The 17,999-nt window shown below is 36.2% G+C and carries 12 protein-coding genes, 1 tRNA gene, 1 rRNA gene and 1 other RNA gene; 3 read left to right on the forward strand and 12 right to left on the reverse strand.

Annotation, left to right across the window (positions count from 1 at the left end; all coding sequences use genetic code 11):
* From BTJ66_RS10280 to gltB, 12 genes are all read right to left on the reverse strand, one after another.
* Nucleotides 1-89, reverse strand: a 16S ribosomal RNA gene (locus BTJ66_RS10280); the annotation flags it as partial.
* 534 nt (nucleotides 90-623) lie between these two features.
* On the reverse strand, nucleotides 624-1,220 hold the full coding sequence (gene recR, locus BTJ66_RS10285; RefSeq protein ID WP_046836847.1) for a recombination mediator RecR: 597 nt from the start codon (nucleotides 1,218-1,220) through the stop codon (nucleotides 624-626).
* Between the two features lie 4 nt (nucleotides 1,221-1,224).
* Nucleotides 1,225-1,542, reverse strand: a complete 318-nt coding sequence (locus tag BTJ66_RS10290; RefSeq protein ID WP_002484224.1) for a YbaB/EbfC family nucleoid-associated protein — start codon at nucleotides 1,540-1,542, stop codon at nucleotides 1,225-1,227.
* Between the two features lie 77 nt (nucleotides 1,543-1,619).
* The gene (dnaX, locus tag BTJ66_RS10295; RefSeq protein WP_099090869.1) at nucleotides 1,620-3,332 is read right to left on the reverse strand and encodes a DNA polymerase III subunit gamma/tau; all 1,713 of its coding nucleotides are present in this window, start codon (nucleotides 3,330-3,332) and stop codon (nucleotides 1,620-1,622) included.
* A gap of 59 nt (nucleotides 3,333-3,391) precedes the next feature.
* Nucleotides 3,392-3,922: a GNAT family N-acetyltransferase gene (locus tag BTJ66_RS10300; RefSeq protein WP_099090870.1), complete on the reverse strand. Its 531-nt coding sequence runs from the start codon at nucleotides 3,920-3,922 to the stop codon at nucleotides 3,392-3,394.
* Between the two features lie 189 nt (nucleotides 3,923-4,111).
* An RNA gene (gene ffs, locus BTJ66_RS10305) (signal recognition particle sRNA large type) lies at nucleotides 4,112-4,381 on the reverse strand.
* 105 nt (nucleotides 4,382-4,486) lie between these two features.
* Entirely contained in the window at nucleotides 4,487-5,212 is a 726-nt protein-coding gene (gene treR / locus BTJ66_RS10310) for a trehalose operon repressor (RefSeq protein WP_099090871.1), read from the reverse strand.
* A gap of 25 nt (nucleotides 5,213-5,237) precedes the next feature.
* A complete protein-coding gene (gene treC / locus BTJ66_RS10315) occupies nucleotides 5,238-6,872 on the reverse strand; it encodes an alpha,alpha-phosphotrehalase (RefSeq protein WP_099090872.1) in 1,635 nt (544 codons plus the stop codon).
* Between the two features lie 83 nt (nucleotides 6,873-6,955).
* Nucleotides 6,956-8,389, reverse strand: a complete 1,434-nt coding sequence (gene treP, locus BTJ66_RS10320) for a PTS system trehalose-specific EIIBC component (protein WP_099090873.1) — start codon at nucleotides 8,387-8,389, stop codon at nucleotides 6,956-6,958.
* 328 nt (nucleotides 8,390-8,717) lie between these two features.
* Nucleotides 8,718-8,810, reverse strand: a tRNA-Ser gene (locus BTJ66_RS10325).
* A gap of 56 nt (nucleotides 8,811-8,866) precedes the next feature.
* A complete protein-coding gene (locus BTJ66_RS10330) occupies nucleotides 8,867-10,330 on the reverse strand; it encodes a glutamate synthase subunit beta (protein ID WP_099090874.1) in 1,464 nt (487 codons plus the stop codon).
* 21 nt (nucleotides 10,331-10,351) lie between these two features.
* A complete protein-coding gene (gene gltB / locus BTJ66_RS10335; RefSeq protein WP_099090875.1) occupies nucleotides 10,352-14,857 on the reverse strand; it encodes a glutamate synthase large subunit in 4,506 nt (1,501 codons plus the stop codon).
* 138 nt (nucleotides 14,858-14,995) lie between these two features.
* On the opposite strand from gltB, the gene gltC reads away from it, so the two are divergent.
* The 3 genes from gltC (at nucleotide 14,996) to BTJ66_RS10350 (ending at nucleotide 17,869) form a co-directional block, all read left to right on the forward strand.
* Nucleotides 14,996-15,883, forward strand: coding sequence for a glutamate biosynthesis transcriptional regulator GltC (gene gltC, locus BTJ66_RS10340; protein WP_099090876.1), 888 nt, complete (start codon nucleotides 14,996-14,998; stop codon nucleotides 15,881-15,883).
* Nucleotides 15,884-15,974: 91 nt separating this feature from the next.
* Nucleotides 15,975-17,090 (forward strand): YibE/F family protein, encoded by a 1,116-nt coding sequence (locus BTJ66_RS10345; protein ID WP_099090877.1) that lies wholly within the window; start codon nucleotides 15,975-15,977, stop codon nucleotides 17,088-17,090.
* Entirely contained in the window at nucleotides 17,087-17,869 is a 783-nt protein-coding gene (locus tag BTJ66_RS10350; protein WP_099090878.1) for a YibE/F family protein, read from the forward strand. The genes BTJ66_RS10345 and BTJ66_RS10350 overlap by 4 nt, the downstream gene beginning before the upstream one ends.
* Nucleotides 17,870-17,999 lie beyond the last annotated feature (130 nt).

Consider the following 17,999-nt stretch of genomic DNA (forward strand, 5'->3'; position numbering starts at 1 on the left):
GGAGCAAGCTCCTTATCTGTTCGCTCGACTTGCATGTATTAGGCACGCCGCCAGCGTTCATCCTGAGCCAGGATCAAACTCTCCATAAATGAATTATGATGTTTGATTAGCTCATAAAATACTAATTTGTGTTATCTCTAACACTTGTTTTGAACCAACAATTTAATGTTGCGTTCGGAATTAACGTTGACATATTGCAATTCAGTTTTCAATGTTCATTTCTTCAATCACAAGAATTAATTTTACTCTCTTCGACTATGGAAGTCAAGGATTATTTAAAATTTATTTTTATGTGTATTTGTATTTCTTTTGTCTTTGTCGTTTTGTTTCGTCCGACAAGTAAATACTATACACGCTTATTTTACTTTTAACAACGGTAAAATTTACACTTATACCACGCGTTTTCATTGCATTTTCATTAAAAGGCAAACTATTAAAATACATTGTTTATAAAAGTACGTTTTTTGACGATATTCAAAATGTAATACTACATTAATCCTATGACTATCGATGCTATATCCATACTTTGATTTAATTTACATTTTTTAATTTTATTTACAAAAAAATAAAGCTATCTGCTTTAGATAGCTTTATCACTTCTTTTATATAGTAGATTAACCTTGCTACATCTCTGTTCTACCCATAATAGCTTTGGATAATGTCACTTCATCAGCATATTCTAAATCGCCACCAACAGATAAACCTTGAGCTAATCTTGTAACAGTAATACCGATTGGTTTTACTAGTCTAGAAATATACATCGCTGTTGATTCACCTTCTAAGTTGGGATTCATAGCTAATATCAATTCTTTAACTTCTTCATTTTTCAATCGATTGATTAAGCTCGGTATATTGATATCTTCTGGCCCAATACCATCCATTGGGGATATAGAGCCATGCAATACGTGATATAGACCCTTATACTCTCGCATTTTTTCCATTGCAATAACATCTTTATCATCTTCGACTACACAAATCACTGATCGATCCCTTTGTTTGTCTTGACATATATAACAAGGATCTTGTTCTGTAATATGCCCACACTCACTACAATAAGTAAGTTCTCGTTTTACATCTACTAATGACTTAGCAAATTGTACAACGTCATCTTCTTTCATGTCTAATACATGAAACGCCAGACGTTGAGCTGTTTTGGGCCCAATGCCTGGCAGTTTCATGAAACTGTCAATAAGTTTCGAAATTGGTTCAGGATAATGCATATGATCACATTCCAGGAATGTTTAAGCCTTGCGTATGCTTACCTAAACGTTCTTGTGTAAGTTCGTCAGCTTTGTTCATCGCTTCATTTGTAGCAGCAATTACTAAATCTTGTAACATTTCGATGTCATCAGGATCTACCGCTTCTTCTTTGATTTCCACGTCTAAAACTTCTTTATGCCCTGATACAGTTACAGTAACCATGCCGCCACCTGCTGTACCTTGAACCTTTTCTTCTTTAAGTTTTTCCTGTTCTTCGCCCATTTTCTTTTGCATTTTTTGCATTTGTTTCATCATTTGTTGCATATTTCCGCCACCGCGCATAAATATATCCTCCTTAAAACTTATATATCATTCATCTTTTGTTTCATTATACATGCCTTTTTAATCATTGTCATGTATCACTCTTCATCTATTACATTAACTGTACTTTCACCAAAGAGATCTTTTGCTTTTTGAACAACATCAACTTCTTCAGACTCAGTCGAAGTTGATGTTTTATTGCTCATATCATCTGTTGTACTTTGTTTTCTATTTTGAAGATATTCAGACCTTACCCGCATCCATTGATCCGCAGGTACACCAACAACTTTGACCGTTTTATCTATAATATTACAGACAACATTTTCGATGTTTTCGCGTTTTTCATCATCTTTATTTACGATTTCACAATGAATTTCTTCTTCAAATTTGATAAGTACGTGCGTTTCGCTGGCTGCAACCGGTTCAGAATTTTGTAAAAGACTTACTAATGACTTCAAATCATTACTTTTAGCATGATCTACTACGTCTTGCCATTGATCTTTAAGTTGCTTAATATCATCTTTATTGGCTTTATCTAACACTTTCGCTATTTGTTGCATAGAAAAAGTATTTTTAGATTGAGCACCTTTATTGGCAGAACGCTTCGCTTGTTGAGGTGGAGGATTGCTCGTTACACCGTTCGCTTTAAGTGAATTTAATTCACTCTCCAGCTGTTCCATTCTTTGAAGTAACACATCATTGTTGGGTTCAGTTGCTATACCTGTCGTTGCTACTGTCTGAACACTTTCCGGCTTTTCTTTTATCATTTCTGCTATTTTGACCAGTAACACTTCAAAATGTACACTTTGATTCACACTAAATCTAATAGAAACGAGTGTATCATTAATGATATCAATCATTTTATACAGTACATCTAAGTCAAAGTGCATCAGTGCGTCGTTTTCAGTTTCTGTATCGGATGTCTTATTCATAATTGTATCTCTTACAAAATAAATCATATCATTTATTAAACGGTTCACTTCTTTACCTTGCGAGACGAATTGATGGTACGTTGAGAAAGCATTTCTTACGTCACCTTCAACAACTTCTTTGAATAATTCATTTAATGCATTCGCATCTACACTGCCAGTAACATTCAACGCATCTGCTAAAGTTAAATGTTCGTCTCCAAATGCAATAGCTTGGTCCATGATACTCAATGCGTCACGCATACCACCTTCAGAAGCTTTCGCAATAAAATCCAAGGCTGCTTCATCATATTCGATTTCTTGTGATTCCGCTACGAATTGTAACCTTTCTACAATTTCTTGTTGGCTTATCGCTTTGAAATCAAATCTTTGTGCTCTTGAAATAATTGTCGGAGGTATTTTATGGGGTTCTGTTGTCGCTAAGATAAAAATAGCGTGTGCCGGTGGTTCTTCCAATGTTTTAAGCAATGCATTAAAAGCACCTGTCGTTAGCATGTGCACTTCATCTATAATATAAACTTTAAATTCTGATTCACTCGGTGCATATTTGACTTTATCTCTAATATTTCTAATCTCATCCACACCATTATTACTAGCTGCGTCAATTTCGATAACATCTGAGTTAGTCCCTCTTGTAATACCTTTACAGACTGCACATTCATTACATGGTTCTCCATCTGAACGTTCAAGACAATTAATTGCTTTCGCAAATACCTTTGCAATACTTGTCTTACCAGTCCCTCTTGGACCACTAAAAATATACGCATGTGATTGTTTACCTTTCGAAATAGCATTGCGTAGTGTTTTGGTTACATGTTCTTGACCTACCACATCTTCGAAACTCTGAGGTCGGAACATTCTATATAATGCTTGATAATTCACTTTCGCACCTCCAATTGCATTCACAGACTATTATAGCATTGAACTTTATACTTTGAATATTAATTAAAAGCTTCTGAGTATACAACTTCCCCTTTCGGTTGCTCAAGTAGTTGATCCCATAGGAATTTGACCATGAAATATTTTGAAGGCACATCAAATGGGCATTCTATATCATAGTCTTTTGCAGGTTCATAGCCAAACCTACCATAATATTCAGGGTCTCCTAATACGATAATCGTAGTATAATCTTGTGTTTTCGCACGTTCTTCTACTGCTTGTATTAACGCTTTACCTAACCCCTTGTTTCTATAGTCTGGCAATACGGATAATGGTGCCAATGCAAGTGCAGTATAACGACTCGTCTCATTAACAATTGCGATTTCAGATAGCATAATGTGGCCGACTACGTTACCATCATCATTTTTCGCTACAACTTCAAGCTCGTAATTGTACTCTGGCGCATTCCTTAATTTCACTACTAAGTCCTGCTCATCATGACTAGAATCCGCGTTATCTTCAAAAGCCATTTTGATTTCTTCTAAACTCGTTTCATAATCATTTTCTGTTAGTGTGCTTAAATAGATTTGCATGGGTCTCCCTCCAAACATTTTGTTTAAAACTTTGACCTAACAACATCGGTTTTTTCAAAAAAATTTAAAGCCCCTTCCCAACATTCCATCAAAGTATTGTTTATATTTTAATATAAAAAAAGAGTGACTGCTATCAAAAGATAAGTCACTCTTTATATATGTGCTATTTCATTATTTTTAAAATTAAAACCGTGCACCTTCGCTTCGAATGCGTATCACAAACGTTACCAAAGTCGACAGCTAAATCTCGGCAACCCTACGGCACATACGATGATCCACTTAATGCTGCTTCCGTCAGGACCTGACATGATTCGTGGGTTCATATTGCATAGGACCGAAATCTTCAAACACTACGTGCTTTGGGCAGACTTCACAAAAACGCACCCTTAGCAAAGGAATTAAGTCTCGCATAAAGCGGTTTTCGAGTACAGGGAACCGCTACCTCCCCACCTAGCACGGCAAGATATATCATACTATAATCTCATATTAGAATGCAAGCATTACCTTTTGTATAAGCAACAACACCTTGCAAACACTTCACACGTTAGCCATATAGTGCGTGATTTATATTTTATGACGCCTAGAAAAATCGTTAAACTTAAACTCTGTCGCTAAATGTTTAGAAATATTATATTGAAATATCGTAGTGTCCTTTAAATGAACAATTCCACGTACAGTCGCTGTATATGCAGGTGTGATGTCGCCAAAGACTTCATATTCCAACTCTCCAAAAGGTTCAAATGTAATTGATTTATTTGAATAACTAATTTCTAATCCTAACACTGCTTCAATATAATGATACAAAGACTTTGTAGCAATATCAGCTGTAACATTTGGCACAATTGTTTCTATTAGATAATCTTCATCTATAATTTTCACTCTATTGTCTATTTTTCTCGTCCGTATAATATGCCATAACATCGTATTTGAGCTTATATTCAAGGCTTCTTTCACTCTAGGAATATCACCAGCTATGATTTTCTCAATAACTTTCACTTCAGTTTCATGTTGCAACCCTAGACCTTGTTGTACCTCTCTAAAACTAGTTAAATCTGCAAAAGGAAATTCTGTTAACCCTTGATAAATAACAATCGAGCCTTTCCCTCGAATCTTTTGTATCATGCCGTCTCTCACTAATAAATTCAATGCTTTACGCACTGTTTCACGTGATGCGTTATAAGATTCTACCAATTCGTGTTCAGATGGCAATTGAGCGCCATACGATATGTGTGATTCAACAATCTCTTTTCGTAATGTTTCATATATCGTAATAAATTTCTTCTGTGTCATCACTACGCTCACTGCCTTTTATAAATTATTGTGCAACTACGATTACGCCAAAACCATCAATCTGACTATCTATCATTTGACCATGTTGTATCATTACTTGTCCATTTATCTCTAAACCTTCTGGAATCTCCACACGTTCTTTGGAAAAGTTAGCTACAACTAACCAGGATTCGCCATTATAATGACGTTTATATATAAACAATTCATTATGGTCCATAAACAGTGGTTCGATACTTCCGTAAGTGATGATGTCATGTTTATGGCGTAGTTGAATTAAATGTCTATACGTTTGAAGTATGGACTGTTCGTCTTCAATAGCTGCTTCAACGTTTATTTTATCAAAATTGCTTGGGATATCAATCCATGGTGTACCAGAAGTGAATCCAGCATTCTCACCTGCCGTCCATTGGACAGGCGTCCTTGAATTATCACGCGATTTTTGTCCAAGCATTGTTAAAATCTCTTGTTCATCATATTCTGCTGCCTTCAGATTGTCATAAGCATTTAACGATTCAACATCACGATACTGCTTAATATCATCAAATCCTGGATCTGTCATCCCAATTTCTTCACCTTGATAAATATATGGCGTACCTTGCAACATATGTAACACTGTCGCTAGCATCTTAGCACTTTGTTTACGCAGAGGTTCAGATGTATCATCACCGAAACGTGTAACGACACGTGGTTGATCGTGGTTACACCAAAATATAGCATTCCAACCACCACCTTCATATATACCAAGCTGCCATTCCATTAAAATATCTTTTAATTTATGAAAATCTAATTTAGCATTCGACCATTTCTCCCCATCTACATAGTCTACTTTAAGGTGATGGAAGTTAAATACGCTACTCAATTCTTGACGGTCAGGCGCAGTATATTTTATACAGTGATCAATCGTTGTTGATGACATTTCACCAACAGTCATTAAGCCCTTATCACCAAACGTGTGGCGATTCATTTCATGAAGATAATCATGGACGCGAGGCCCATCTGTGTAAAACTCTTTCCCTATTTTTTCGGAGTTTTTAAATTCACCCTTGGAAATTAAATTAATTACATCAAAACGAAATCCATCAATACCGAAACCAATCCAGTAATTAATTACATCATACAACACACGTCTGACTTCTGGGTTATCCCAATTTAAATCTGCTTGTGTTACATCAAATAAATGTAAATAATATTCATCCGTCTTTGCGTCATACTTCCAAGCATTCCCACCAAATTTAGATTCCCAATTCGTTGGCGGTTCAGTATCTGCAGATTTTCTAAAGAAATAATAATCTCTATAAGGGCTATGTTTATCAGCATAAGCTTGCTTAAACCATTCATGTTCAGTTGATGTATGGTTTATAACAATATCCATCATGACTTTAATATCTTTTTTATGCGCTTCAGTCACTAACATCTCTAAATCTTCGATCGTTCCGAATTGCTCATTAATTTTATAATAATTACTAATATCATAACCATTATCATTCATTGGCGATTCATATACAGGCGTTAGCCAAATATAATCTACACCTAAGTATTGTATATAATCTAATTTTTCAATAATTCCTTGTAAGTCACCTTCACCATTTCCTGTTGTATCATTAAAGGATTTCGGATAAATTTGATAAACAACTGATTTTCTCCAATCTTTCTGACTCATGTGATTACCACCTTAATGTTTACTATTTAAAAAAAGAAACTCGCTAAGTCATTTTAGCGAGTTAAATTGTACTGCTTTCTCATCTACAACGATTCATCTACCATTTCTTTTGCTTTTTCTTTACTGAATTTTGATAGGAAGACAGTAAGTATTGCTGGCACAAAAGTTGCTAGTAATGTACAAGTTAGGTAAACACCCCAATAATGATTTGGAATCGAAATGAATGCCGGTAAGCCACCGACACCTACTTTACCTAGCACAGGCGTAGCACCAATGATTGCTCCTAAAATACATGATGTTGAAATCGCCGCAATAAATGGATATTTCAACGGAAGGTTCACACCAAATAGCGCTGGTTCTGTCACACCTAAGAAACCAGAAACACCTGAAGTCATTGCTAAACCTTGTTCTTTGCCCATTTTACGTCTTCTGTAGACAAACCAAGCACCGAATGCCGCAGAACCTTGACATATATTAGAAATGGCAAGTATTGGCCATAAGTATGTGCCTCCTAGTTGACTGCCCATAAGTTGGAAATCTACTGCTAAGAACATGTGGTGTAAACCTGTTATAACAAGCGGAGCATAGAACAAACCATAAATCGCGCCACCTAACCAGCCCGCATGTTCAAAGACAAAAGTTACGCCGCTCGTGATTCCCGTTCCTAACCATAAAGCTACTGGACCAATAACGATAAACGCCAAGAATCCAGTTATTAATAATGCTACCGGACCAACGACCAACATTTTTATGGAATCATGAACATATTTATTTAAGAATTTTTCAATTTGTGCGAGCACATAGGATGCGAGTAAAATCGGCAATACTTGTCCTTGATAGTTCAATTGCTTGATTTCTAAGCCAAAGATATCCCATGTCGGTATATTACCTTTTGCGATATCGTATTGTGATACAAGTTGTGGATTCATTAAAATCAAACCTAATACTAAACCAAGAATCTGACTACCACCAAATACACGCATGCTACTCCAACCAATTAATGCTGGTAAAAATATGAATGCGGTACTTGCAATCACATTAATAATATTTGAAATATCACCTAGTTGCGGATACTGTTCTACAAGTGGCTTAGGACCAAATAGTCCTTCCATAGTAAGTAAGTTATTAATCCCCATTAATAGACCAGCAGTTACGATTGCAGGTAAAATCGGTATAAAGATATCTCCCAATAACTTAATTAACCTTTGAATTGGATTCCCTTTTTTCGCTGCTGCTGCTTTTGCATCATCTTTAGAAGCTGCACTTACGCCCGTTTCTTCGATAAATTGCTTGTAAACTTCATCTACTGTACCAGGCCCAATAACGATTTGATATTGATTGTCTGCTTTAAATTGCCCTTTCACTAAAGCATTATCACTTAATCTGTCTTTATCCACTTTAGCATCATCTTTCAAGACAAGTCTTAAACGAGTAACACAATGTGTTGCTGTATCCAAGTTGTCTTTGCCCCCAATAGCTTCGACAATATCTTGTACATCTTTCTTTTGAACAGCCATGACCACTCACTCCCTTATAATTAAACTTTAGATATTAGTGAAAGTATAACTTGTCTATACAAGTTTTGTAAAGGCTTTCATTTTAAAATAAGATATTACCCAATCGTTTGCTAATTGTGGAGACATTCAAAAGTCTATGTCATTTTAATCACGCTTTCATCTCACTCTGACACTCTCAATTACATATCTTTACTCATTCTAGCTTTGCAATCAAGGATGAGCGACCAAAAACCCAATTAACTATAAAAACACATTAAAAAAGCAAGTACTCAATTCTCATTGAATACTTGCTTTATCTATATTATTAGCCTTGGTATTAAAAATATAATGGCGGAGGAAGAGGGATTCGAACCCCCGCGAGCCGTTAAGCCCCTGTCGGTTTTCAAGACCGATCCCTTCAGCCGGACTTGGGTATTCCTCCAAACACAATATTTATAATATTATAGCCCATGTTAAATGTCAATTAAAATCATAGTCTTATACTAATGTTTTCTCTTTTAAATATTCATCTACAGCATTTGCTACAGCTCTACCTTCTTGAATTGCCCATACAACAAGACTCTGACCTCGTCTAGCATCACCTGCAGCAAATACATTGGGTTGGTTCGTTCTAAAATCTTTATTATCTGCTACAATTTTATTGCGCTCTGTTTGAATATTAAAGGCATGTGGTACCGTCGTTTCAGTACCTATAAAACCAATGGACAACAAGACAAGATCCGCAGGCCAATGACGTTCAGTACCATCGACAACAACCATTCCTTCATCCGTTTCCTCTAAGATTTGAGTATATACACCTTTGACATTTCCAATACGATCGACATCATAACGCATTGTTTGCACACCATAAGCTCGCGGCTCAAAACCAAACCGTGATTCATATTCTTTATGTGCATAATCCATTTTGAACACTGGCATTGCCAATGGCCAATACGTGTTTTCATCAAACTCTATTGCTTCTGGTTGTTTCGTATACTTATTAAATTGAACTATAGATTTACAATTTTCACGAAGTGCTGTTGCGACACAGTCAGCTCCTGTATCTCCTGCACCAATCACCACAACATTTTTACCTTCTGCAGAAATGGTCGGGTCCTCAATTTCACCATTTAAATATTGACCTTGTTCCGTCAAATAATCCATAGCAAAATGAATGCCAAAGCCCATACGACCTTCTAATGGTAAATCTCGTGCATTTTGAGAACCTGTACATAGAATAATTGCGTTATGTGTTTTATCTAGTGTTTCTCTACTAATATCGACACCAATCTCGGTATCTGTTTCAAAGCGAATACCAGACGCTTTCATGATTTCAATTCTACGACGCACTACGTCTTTATCTAATTTCATATTAGGTATGCCATACATAAGTAAGCCACCTGCTTCGTGAGCACGTTCATAAACCGTTACATGATACCCTAGCTTATTCAATTCATCTGCAGCTGTTAATCCAGCAGGGCCACTACCGACAATCGCTACCGATTCGCTTTTACGCTGTTTTGGTATCGTTGGTTTAACCCAACCGTTTTCATATGCTTCATCTATAATTGTTCTCTCTATGCCTTTAATCGCTACGGATTCGCGATTGATTTTCATGACACACGATTGCTCACATGGTGCTGGACAAACGCGCCCTGTAAATTCCGGAAAATTATTTGTTTCACTTAAACGTTCATATGCCGTTTTGAAATCTTGTCTATATACTAAATCATTCCATTCAGGTATATAGTTACCTATGGGACACCCAATCGTTTCTTTACCAAATGGTTCACCTGTTTGACAAAAAGGTGTGCCACAATCCATACAACGCGCACCTTGTTGTGCCGCTTCATCTTTAGTAAATCTCTGTTGAAATGCTTCATGATTTTTCAAACGATCTACTAATGATAGTTCATCAAGTTGTTGCCTTTCATAATTCATAAAACCCTTGAATTCACCCACGATAATCCCCCCTTTTTTTGATTAGTACACAGCCGATAGTTGTTGCTCTGAAGTTAAGTGTGTGCGTTCATCATTAAATGCGTTTAATAAAGCTTCATCTAATTGTTCCGACTGTTGTTTTTGTAAATCTATTTTTTGCATCATCAATTTATAATCTTTTGGAATAACTTTTACAACTTTATCTGCTATATTTTCAAAATCACCAAGAATTTTTTTAGCTTTACTACTATTCGTATATTTGACATGTGCTTCCAACATTTCTTTCAGCACATTGCGTTCCTCATTAACTGTAATTTCATCAAAATCAAGACTATCTAATTGATTATCTTTTTTAAATTGTGCAGTATCTGATGGAAAGACATAACTCACTCCACCACTCATACCTTGTCCAAAGTTCTTACCTACATCACCAAGAATGACAATTCTGCCACCAGTCATATATTCAAGCCCGTGGTCTCCAATACCTTCTACGACTGCTTGAACACCACTGTTACGAATACAAAAACGTTCGCCTGCTTTACCATTAATAAACGCTTTACCATGTGATGCACCATAGAAACAAACATTACCCACGATAATTTCGCCTTCACGTTGCGTATTTGGCGCGTTTACAATCACTTTACCGCCAGACAAGCCTTTACCAACGTAATCATTGGCGTCACCCGTATGATGAATCGTCAAACCACTCGGTGTATATGCTGCTAGACTTTGCCCAGCATGTCCAACCGTTTTAGCGTAAATGGTATCTTCCGGCAATCCTTCCGAACCATGTACCCTAGTGATTATACTGCCTGTAATTACACCGACATCACGCTGTTCATTCTTCAAAATATATTGGCCTTCAAAGGACTTACCAGCTTCAATCGATGCTTGTGCATCTGGATACAATTCAGTCAGGTCAAAGCCTTCATCTAAATGATGATTTTGTTCAATTTGCTTAAATCGCTTACCTTCATGTTGGTACAATAGTGCTTCAACATTCATGAAAGCTGCTTTAGGCTTATGTGTCGCAAGATTTTCTTTACGTCTTAATAAATCTGTTCGACCCACTAAATCATCTACTGAATTCAAACCAAGTTCTGCCAGTATTTCTCGCAATTCTTCTGCAATAAAGTGCATGAAATTAACAACGTGATCCGCTCTACCATTAAATAAAGCGCGCAAATCTTGATTCTGAGTAGCAATACCAACAGGACAAGTATCTTTATGACATACACGCATCATGACACAACCGAGCACCACTAATGGTGCCGTTGCGAAGCCGAATTCCTCAGCACCTAATGCACAAGCATAAGCTACATCTCGACCTGTGAGTAATTTTCCATCTGTTTCAACTTTTACACGTGATCTTAAATCATTCATCATCAACGTCTGATGTGTTTCAGCCAAACCGATTTCCCATGGTACACCTGCATGTTGAATACTTGTTTTTGGTGATGCACCTGTACCACCATCATATCCACTAATTACAATTTTATCAGCATACGCTTTGGCTACCCCTGCCGCAATCGTACCGACACCTGTTTTCGAAACAAGTTTAACTGTGATATTAGCGTCTTTATTAGCATTTTTTAAATCATGTATGAGTTGTGCTAAATCTTCTATTGAATATATATCATGATGCGGCGGTGGTGATATTAAACCGATACCTGGCGTAGAACCCCTTACTTCAGCAATCCATGGATAGACTTTCGTTCCAGGTAATTGTCCGCCTTCCCCTGGCTTAGCGCCTTGCGCAACTTTAATTTGTATTTCTTTTGCATGTTGTAAATAGTCGCTTGTTACGCCAAAGCGACCAGAAGCAACTTGTTTGATTGCGCTTGAGTGGTTACGTCCTTCTTCATCTATAATAAAACGTTCAGGATTCTCTCCACCTTCACCGCTATTACTTTTACCACCCATACGATTCATCGCTTCAGCTAATGTTTGATGAGCTTCTTCCGAAATTGAACCGTAACTCATCGCCCCTGTGTTAAAACGTTGCACGATGTCACTCGCCGGTTCAACTTCACTGATATCAATGGGTGTTTGTTTTTTAAATTCCATCAAATGACGAATATGATCTGTCCGTTTATAATTCACTTCATGCGAAAAAGCTTTGAACTTCTCATAATCATTTAAACGACATGCATGTTGCAATAAGTGGATAGATGTTGGATTAAAAGCATGGTGCTGACCTTGTTTACGCCATTGGAACGTACTACCCGATTCAATGTATTCGCTTGAAGGTGTTTGTCTAGCTTTATTCTCCTTATCAATCATCTGCATGGAAATGCCTGACAATTTTGTCTGTGTACCTGTAAAATATTGTTCAACGACTTCATCTGATAAACCAACCGCTTCAAAGATTTGTGCCCCTTGATAACTTTGAACCGTTGAAATTCCCATCTTAGCCATTACTTTAATGACGCCTTCTGACAATGTATCCGTATATGTTTGAACATTTTCAGAAATATCTCCTTCTAAACGCTGATTCTGTACCAACTGTTCAATCGTACGTTGTGCCAAATAAGGTACAACTGCATTAGCACCGTAACCTAATAAGCATGCAACATGATGAACTTCTCTTGTTTCACCCGATAAAGCTACAATACTTGTACGCATACGCAATCCTTCTCTAATTAATAATTGATGGATATGGCTCACTGCTAATAACATTGGCATTGCATATCCTGTATCAGAAACTAAACTACGATCATCAAGTACAATAATTTCATATCCTTTTTGTACAGCTTTAATCGCCTTCTCCCCAATGGCATCTAATGCTGTTTCTAACTCATGCTGATAAACAGTAGACACGTGCGTTACATTAAATCGACTTTGTTCAATAGCATCTAGCTGAGCCTCTGTAATGACTGGTCGTTTTAATTGAATGCGGTTTAAGACATCTTCATTGGGCTTTAATAAATTGCCCTCACCACCTAAATATGATAACTCGCTAGTTACGATTTTTTCACGATAAGCATCTATCGGTGGATTCGTGACTTGCGCAAATAATTGTTTAAAATAATTAAATAAACTTTCATCTTTTTCATTTAATGCCGCAATAGGTACGTCATATCCCATAGCCCCAATTGGATCCTTTTTACTTTCCACAAGTTCAGTTAAATATTTGTCCATTTCTTCTTTGGTATAAACAAATTGTTTTTGTAAACGCGTTAGTGTATCAACATCCCAATCAGATGGTTGGTACATCACTTTATCTAAGTCTAGATCTACTTTAAATTGACTCAACCAACTTTCATAAGGATGTTCATCTGCAATACGAGCTTTCAATTCATTATTTTCGATAACTTTATGTGCTTTGAAATCGACTAAAAGTAATTTCCCGGGGTTCAGTTGTCCTTTAAATGCCACATTATCTTCAGGGACATCGACCACTCCAACTTCAGATGAAAACACAATATAATTATCTTTAGTAATCGTATAGCGTCCTGGTCTTAAGCCGTTTCTATCAGTCAGCGCACCAATTTTATCACCATTACAGAAGGAAATCATCGTAGGTCCATCCCATGGCTCCATTAGATAACTATAAAATTCATAAAATGCGCTTATATTGGCATCATTTGCCTTGTTATATAACCATGGTTCTGGAATCATAAGCATTGCTGCTCTTTCTGGTTCCATCGCCAAGGATAGAAATTCCAAAGCATTATCAACAATAGCCGAGTCACTACCATCTTCATCAACAATTTCAGCCACTTTATGTTTATCTTCACCAAAAATCGTTTCTATCAATGCATCTTGTCTCGCACGCATCCAGTTTACGTTACCTTTAATTGTATTAATTTCACCATTGTGCATTAACAATCTATTAGGATGCGCACGTTTCCAACTCGGAAATGTATTAGTACTAAAACGAGAATGAACCAAGCCTAATTTTGAAATAAAATCTTCATGATTCAAGTCTTGATACAACGCTTTGATTTGATCCGAACGTAACCATCCCTTATAGACGATGGTTCTGTGAGACAAACTTGTAAAATATAAATCTAACTGTTGTTGATTGGCATAATTTTCAATTTGTTTTCTCGCTAAAAATAATGTGCGTTCAATTTGAGTATGCCTAATATCATTCAAAGCAACAAAAACTTGTTGAATATGTGGCATTGTATCTGCCACGTGTGTTGCAATCGCACTAATATCTACAGGTACTGCTCTATAGCCAAGTACAGTTAAGCCTTCCGCTTCAAAATAAGCATTAAATTGCGCTTCATGTTGAGAACCTTTAATTTTTTCATTTGTAAAAAACATGCCAACTGCATATTGACCTTCTTCAGGAATATCAAAATCAAGGTGTCGTGAAAAATATGCATATGGTACTTCCGTCATAATCCCTGCACCATCACCAGTTACACCATCTGCACCAATACCACCACGATGATCTAATCTACGTAACATTTCTAATGATTTTTCAACGATGTCATGACTTCTTTTATTATCCATATTCGCATAAAATCCTATTCCACAAGCGTCATGTTCTTCGCGACTATCATATAATCCTAATTTCTCTCTATTTTTAAGCATGATCTTCACCTCTTTTAAGAAAATTCTGAAAACTAAATAAGTAAGTAAACTATAAAGCAGTTGATTAATCTGTTCAATATATAAAATAGATGATATCATTCTAATTATTAGAACAATAGAGGAAAACGAGGGCTATATATGGAAATCAAACAATTGAAATATTTTATAGAAGTCGCTAAAAGAGAACACTTATCTGAAGCTGCACTTGAGTTAAACATTGCACAATCAGCGATTAGTCGCCAAATCGCTCAACTAGAAAAGGAACTTCAAGTGACTTTGTTCAAAAGAGAAGGTAGAAATATTTATTTAACAGATGAAGGCAGACAGTTTTTTACTGAAGCTACAAAAATCATCGATCAACTCAATGAAACGATTCGCTTATTCCACAATCAGTCCGAATCAAATCATTTTATCATTCGTATTGGCTATGTTGAGAGTTATATTTCTCAGGTACTCACTTTATTAATACAGGCATTTGAAAATAAGAGCCAATCTATTATCGAACCTATTCTAATGGAAGAAAGTGACATATTAAATGCATTAATCACAAACCAAATTGATATCGCCTTTACAAATTTAACACAACAAATCAAACAAAACACGTCACTCAAGATAAATCCTCTATTCGAAGAAAATTTCCATATTTATGTGCCTAAAGACGACCCAATAACTATGGCAACGAATCCGCCACTAGTTCAATTTTCAAACAAATCTATCTATGAACTCTATAAGCTGCCCCCCTATATTAAGCAAACGTTAGTTAGCGTCATAGAAACACCTATTCGCACGGTAACCAATACACAGTTAGCTCAATATTTATTAAACAAAGGCCGTGGCTATATTATCGCACCATCTTATCAACAATTAGATAAAAATCCACAGAAATGGATTGCTATCTCACTAGAACACACCGAATTAAAACGTACTATTTGTAGTGTGATACGTCACGATAACCGCAAGAATGATATACAGTTCATGCTAACGACAATCGAGCAATTACTCAGCCGTAGTGCCACGTATCATTAAGTTTATACAGACTGTCAAACCTATAAATCTTTGAATTCAGTTTATCGGGCGCGTATAATCACATTGTCTATAAAGAGAGGACTGAATACACTTGAAGTCTGTTAAAACATTATTAAAACGCCCTTACAATTGGATAGTCATTGCTTTTTGCGTTATTTTTGTCGTTTTATTCATATTCACTTTTTTTAATGCTAAATTTTATGACACACCCATTGGGCAAATTACGCAAATCAATAACACGTCAACAACCCATATTTCTGATGAACACCACAACAAAGATACGAAACACAAAACGCAATTACATATCAAAATATTAAACGGTAAGTTCGAAGGTAAAACTGCTAACATTTCACATGAATATACCGAGTCACAAGCAGATAGTGAAGCCTTTTCAAAAAATAACAAAGTATTATTACATATTGATAAGGATTTAAACGATGCCTATATAACTGAGAAGAAACGTGATAGTTTAGTCGTTGCGATAACAGGCATATTTTTATTAACCGTATTACTTGTCGGTAAAAAAATAGGACTACAATCGATTCTGTCGCTTGCCCTTAACACTTTGGTAGTATTATTAGCAATCTATATTCATAATCAATCGCCTAACATTAGTCTATTCGGTCTTATGAGTGTAGGTATCTTCATCTCTACAACATTAACTCTGTTACTTGTTACGGGTTGGCAATGGCGCACACTCATTACAATCCTTAGCACATTAGTGGGCACCTTTTTATGTGTTGGCATGTCACAATTAATTATCCAACTTACAGGTGGTACTGGGTTAAAATTTGAAACCATGAGTTTTCTAACCTTGCCACCAAAAGAAGTGTTCCTAGCCTCGGTGATGATAGGTACCTTAGGTGCAGTCATGGATGTCGCCATTACGATTGCCAGCGGTATGGCTGAAATCCTGCGTCGGACGCCTGATATCAGCATGAAACGTTGGGCACTAGCTGGACGAAATATTGGACAAGATATCATGGGAACAATGACGAATATATTATTATTCTCTTATTTATCAGGAAGTTTGCCTATGCTACTGATTTATTTAAAAAATGCAAACACCATCACTTATACCATATCTATGAATTGGTCTTTAGAAATTTCCCGGGCAATTACCGGCGGGATTGGCATTGTCTTAACAATCCCAATCACTATTTTATTAATGCAACTTTGGTTTAGACTGCGAGGTGTTAGATCATGAGCGTAATAACGATATTAGGTCTCATTTTATTAATATTAATGTTAATATTTGGTGGAAAAAAGGGATTAATTTCTTATCTGACCCTATTTCTAAATTTTGTCGTTTTATTCATTGCTATCATACTCATTATATTTGGCTTGCCTATTTACCTTGTCACACTTATATTCTGCATCGTCGTCGCTGCTTGTAATTTGTTTGTGCTAAATAGTTACAATACGAAGACCCAAGCCGCATTTTACGCCACAATTGTGACAACACTTATTTTAATAGCTGCCATTTATCTTTCCGTATCAATTGGGCATTTACAAGGTTTTGCAACCGAACAACAAGATGAAACGTATATCTTTTCAATGAATATTGGCATAGATATGGTTAAGTTTATGGTGTTTACAATTGTTCTTGCCGTTATCGCTGCAGTCATTGATTTAGCTATCACAATCAGTTCACCTATGTATGAATTAAGTGAAACAAATCCTAAGTTAACACAAAAAGAACTATTTCATTCAGGCATGCGGGTTGGCCGTGAAATATTAGCAACTTCAGCTAATACCATATATCTTGCTTATTTTGGCGGACAGTTAACGTTATTTTTCTGGTTTTCCAAACTTAATTATTCCTTTGGACATATTATAAATTCTAAAATTTTCGCACAAGAGTTTATTTCCATTCTACTTGGTGGTATCGCCGTCGCTATCAGTATTCCAATTACTGCATGGCTAACTGCTATATTAATTAAAAGACAAAGACCATCACACACAATATCAAAGACAAATGATTAATAGAAAAATAACAAGAATTAAGTATGATAAATTAGTGAAATGGCACTCCATATTTACTTGAGCTGCAATACCTCCACATAAATATCACTAAAATTTTATGCGTATGACAAACGCTGCGACACTGGTATCC

It is taken from the genome of Staphylococcus edaphicus, from assembly GCF_002614725.1.
Classification (GTDB): Bacteria; Bacillota; Bacilli; order Staphylococcales; family Staphylococcaceae; genus Staphylococcus; species Staphylococcus edaphicus.

What these genes read in the sequence shown, in the direction of transcription:
- recR (WP_046836847.1), bottom strand. Translation starts at nt 1,220, where the DNA reads ATGCATTATCCTGAACCAATTTCGAAACTTATTGACAGTTTCATGAAA.
- BTJ66_RS10290 (WP_002484224.1), bottom strand. Translation starts at nt 1,542, where the DNA reads ATGCGCGGTGGCGGAAATATGCAACAAATGATGAAACAAATGCAAAAA.
- BTJ66_RS10300 (WP_099090870.1), bottom strand. Translation starts at nt 3,922, where the DNA reads ATGCAAATCTATTTAAGCACACTAACAGAAAATGATTATGAAACGAGT.
- treR (WP_099090871.1), bottom strand. Translation starts at nt 5,212, where the DNA reads ATGACACAGAAGAAATTTATTACGATATATGAAACATTACGAAAAGAG.
- treC (WP_099090872.1), bottom strand. Translation starts at nt 6,872, where the DNA reads ATGAGTCAGAAAGATTGGAGAAAATCAGTTGTTTATCAAATTTATCCG.
- treP (WP_099090873.1), bottom strand. Translation starts at nt 8,389, where the DNA reads ATGGCTGTTCAAAAGAAAGATGTACAAGATATTGTCGAAGCTATTGGG.
- gltB (WP_099090875.1), bottom strand. Translation starts at nt 14,857, where the DNA reads ATGCTTAAAAATAGAGAGAAATTAGGATTATATGATAGTCGCGAAGAA.
- gltC (WP_099090876.1), top strand. Translation starts at nt 14,996, where the DNA reads ATGGAAATCAAACAATTGAAATATTTTATAGAAGTCGCTAAAAGAGAA.
- BTJ66_RS10350 (WP_099090878.1), top strand. Translation starts at nt 17,087, where the DNA reads ATGAGCGTAATAACGATATTAGGTCTCATTTTATTAATATTAATGTTA.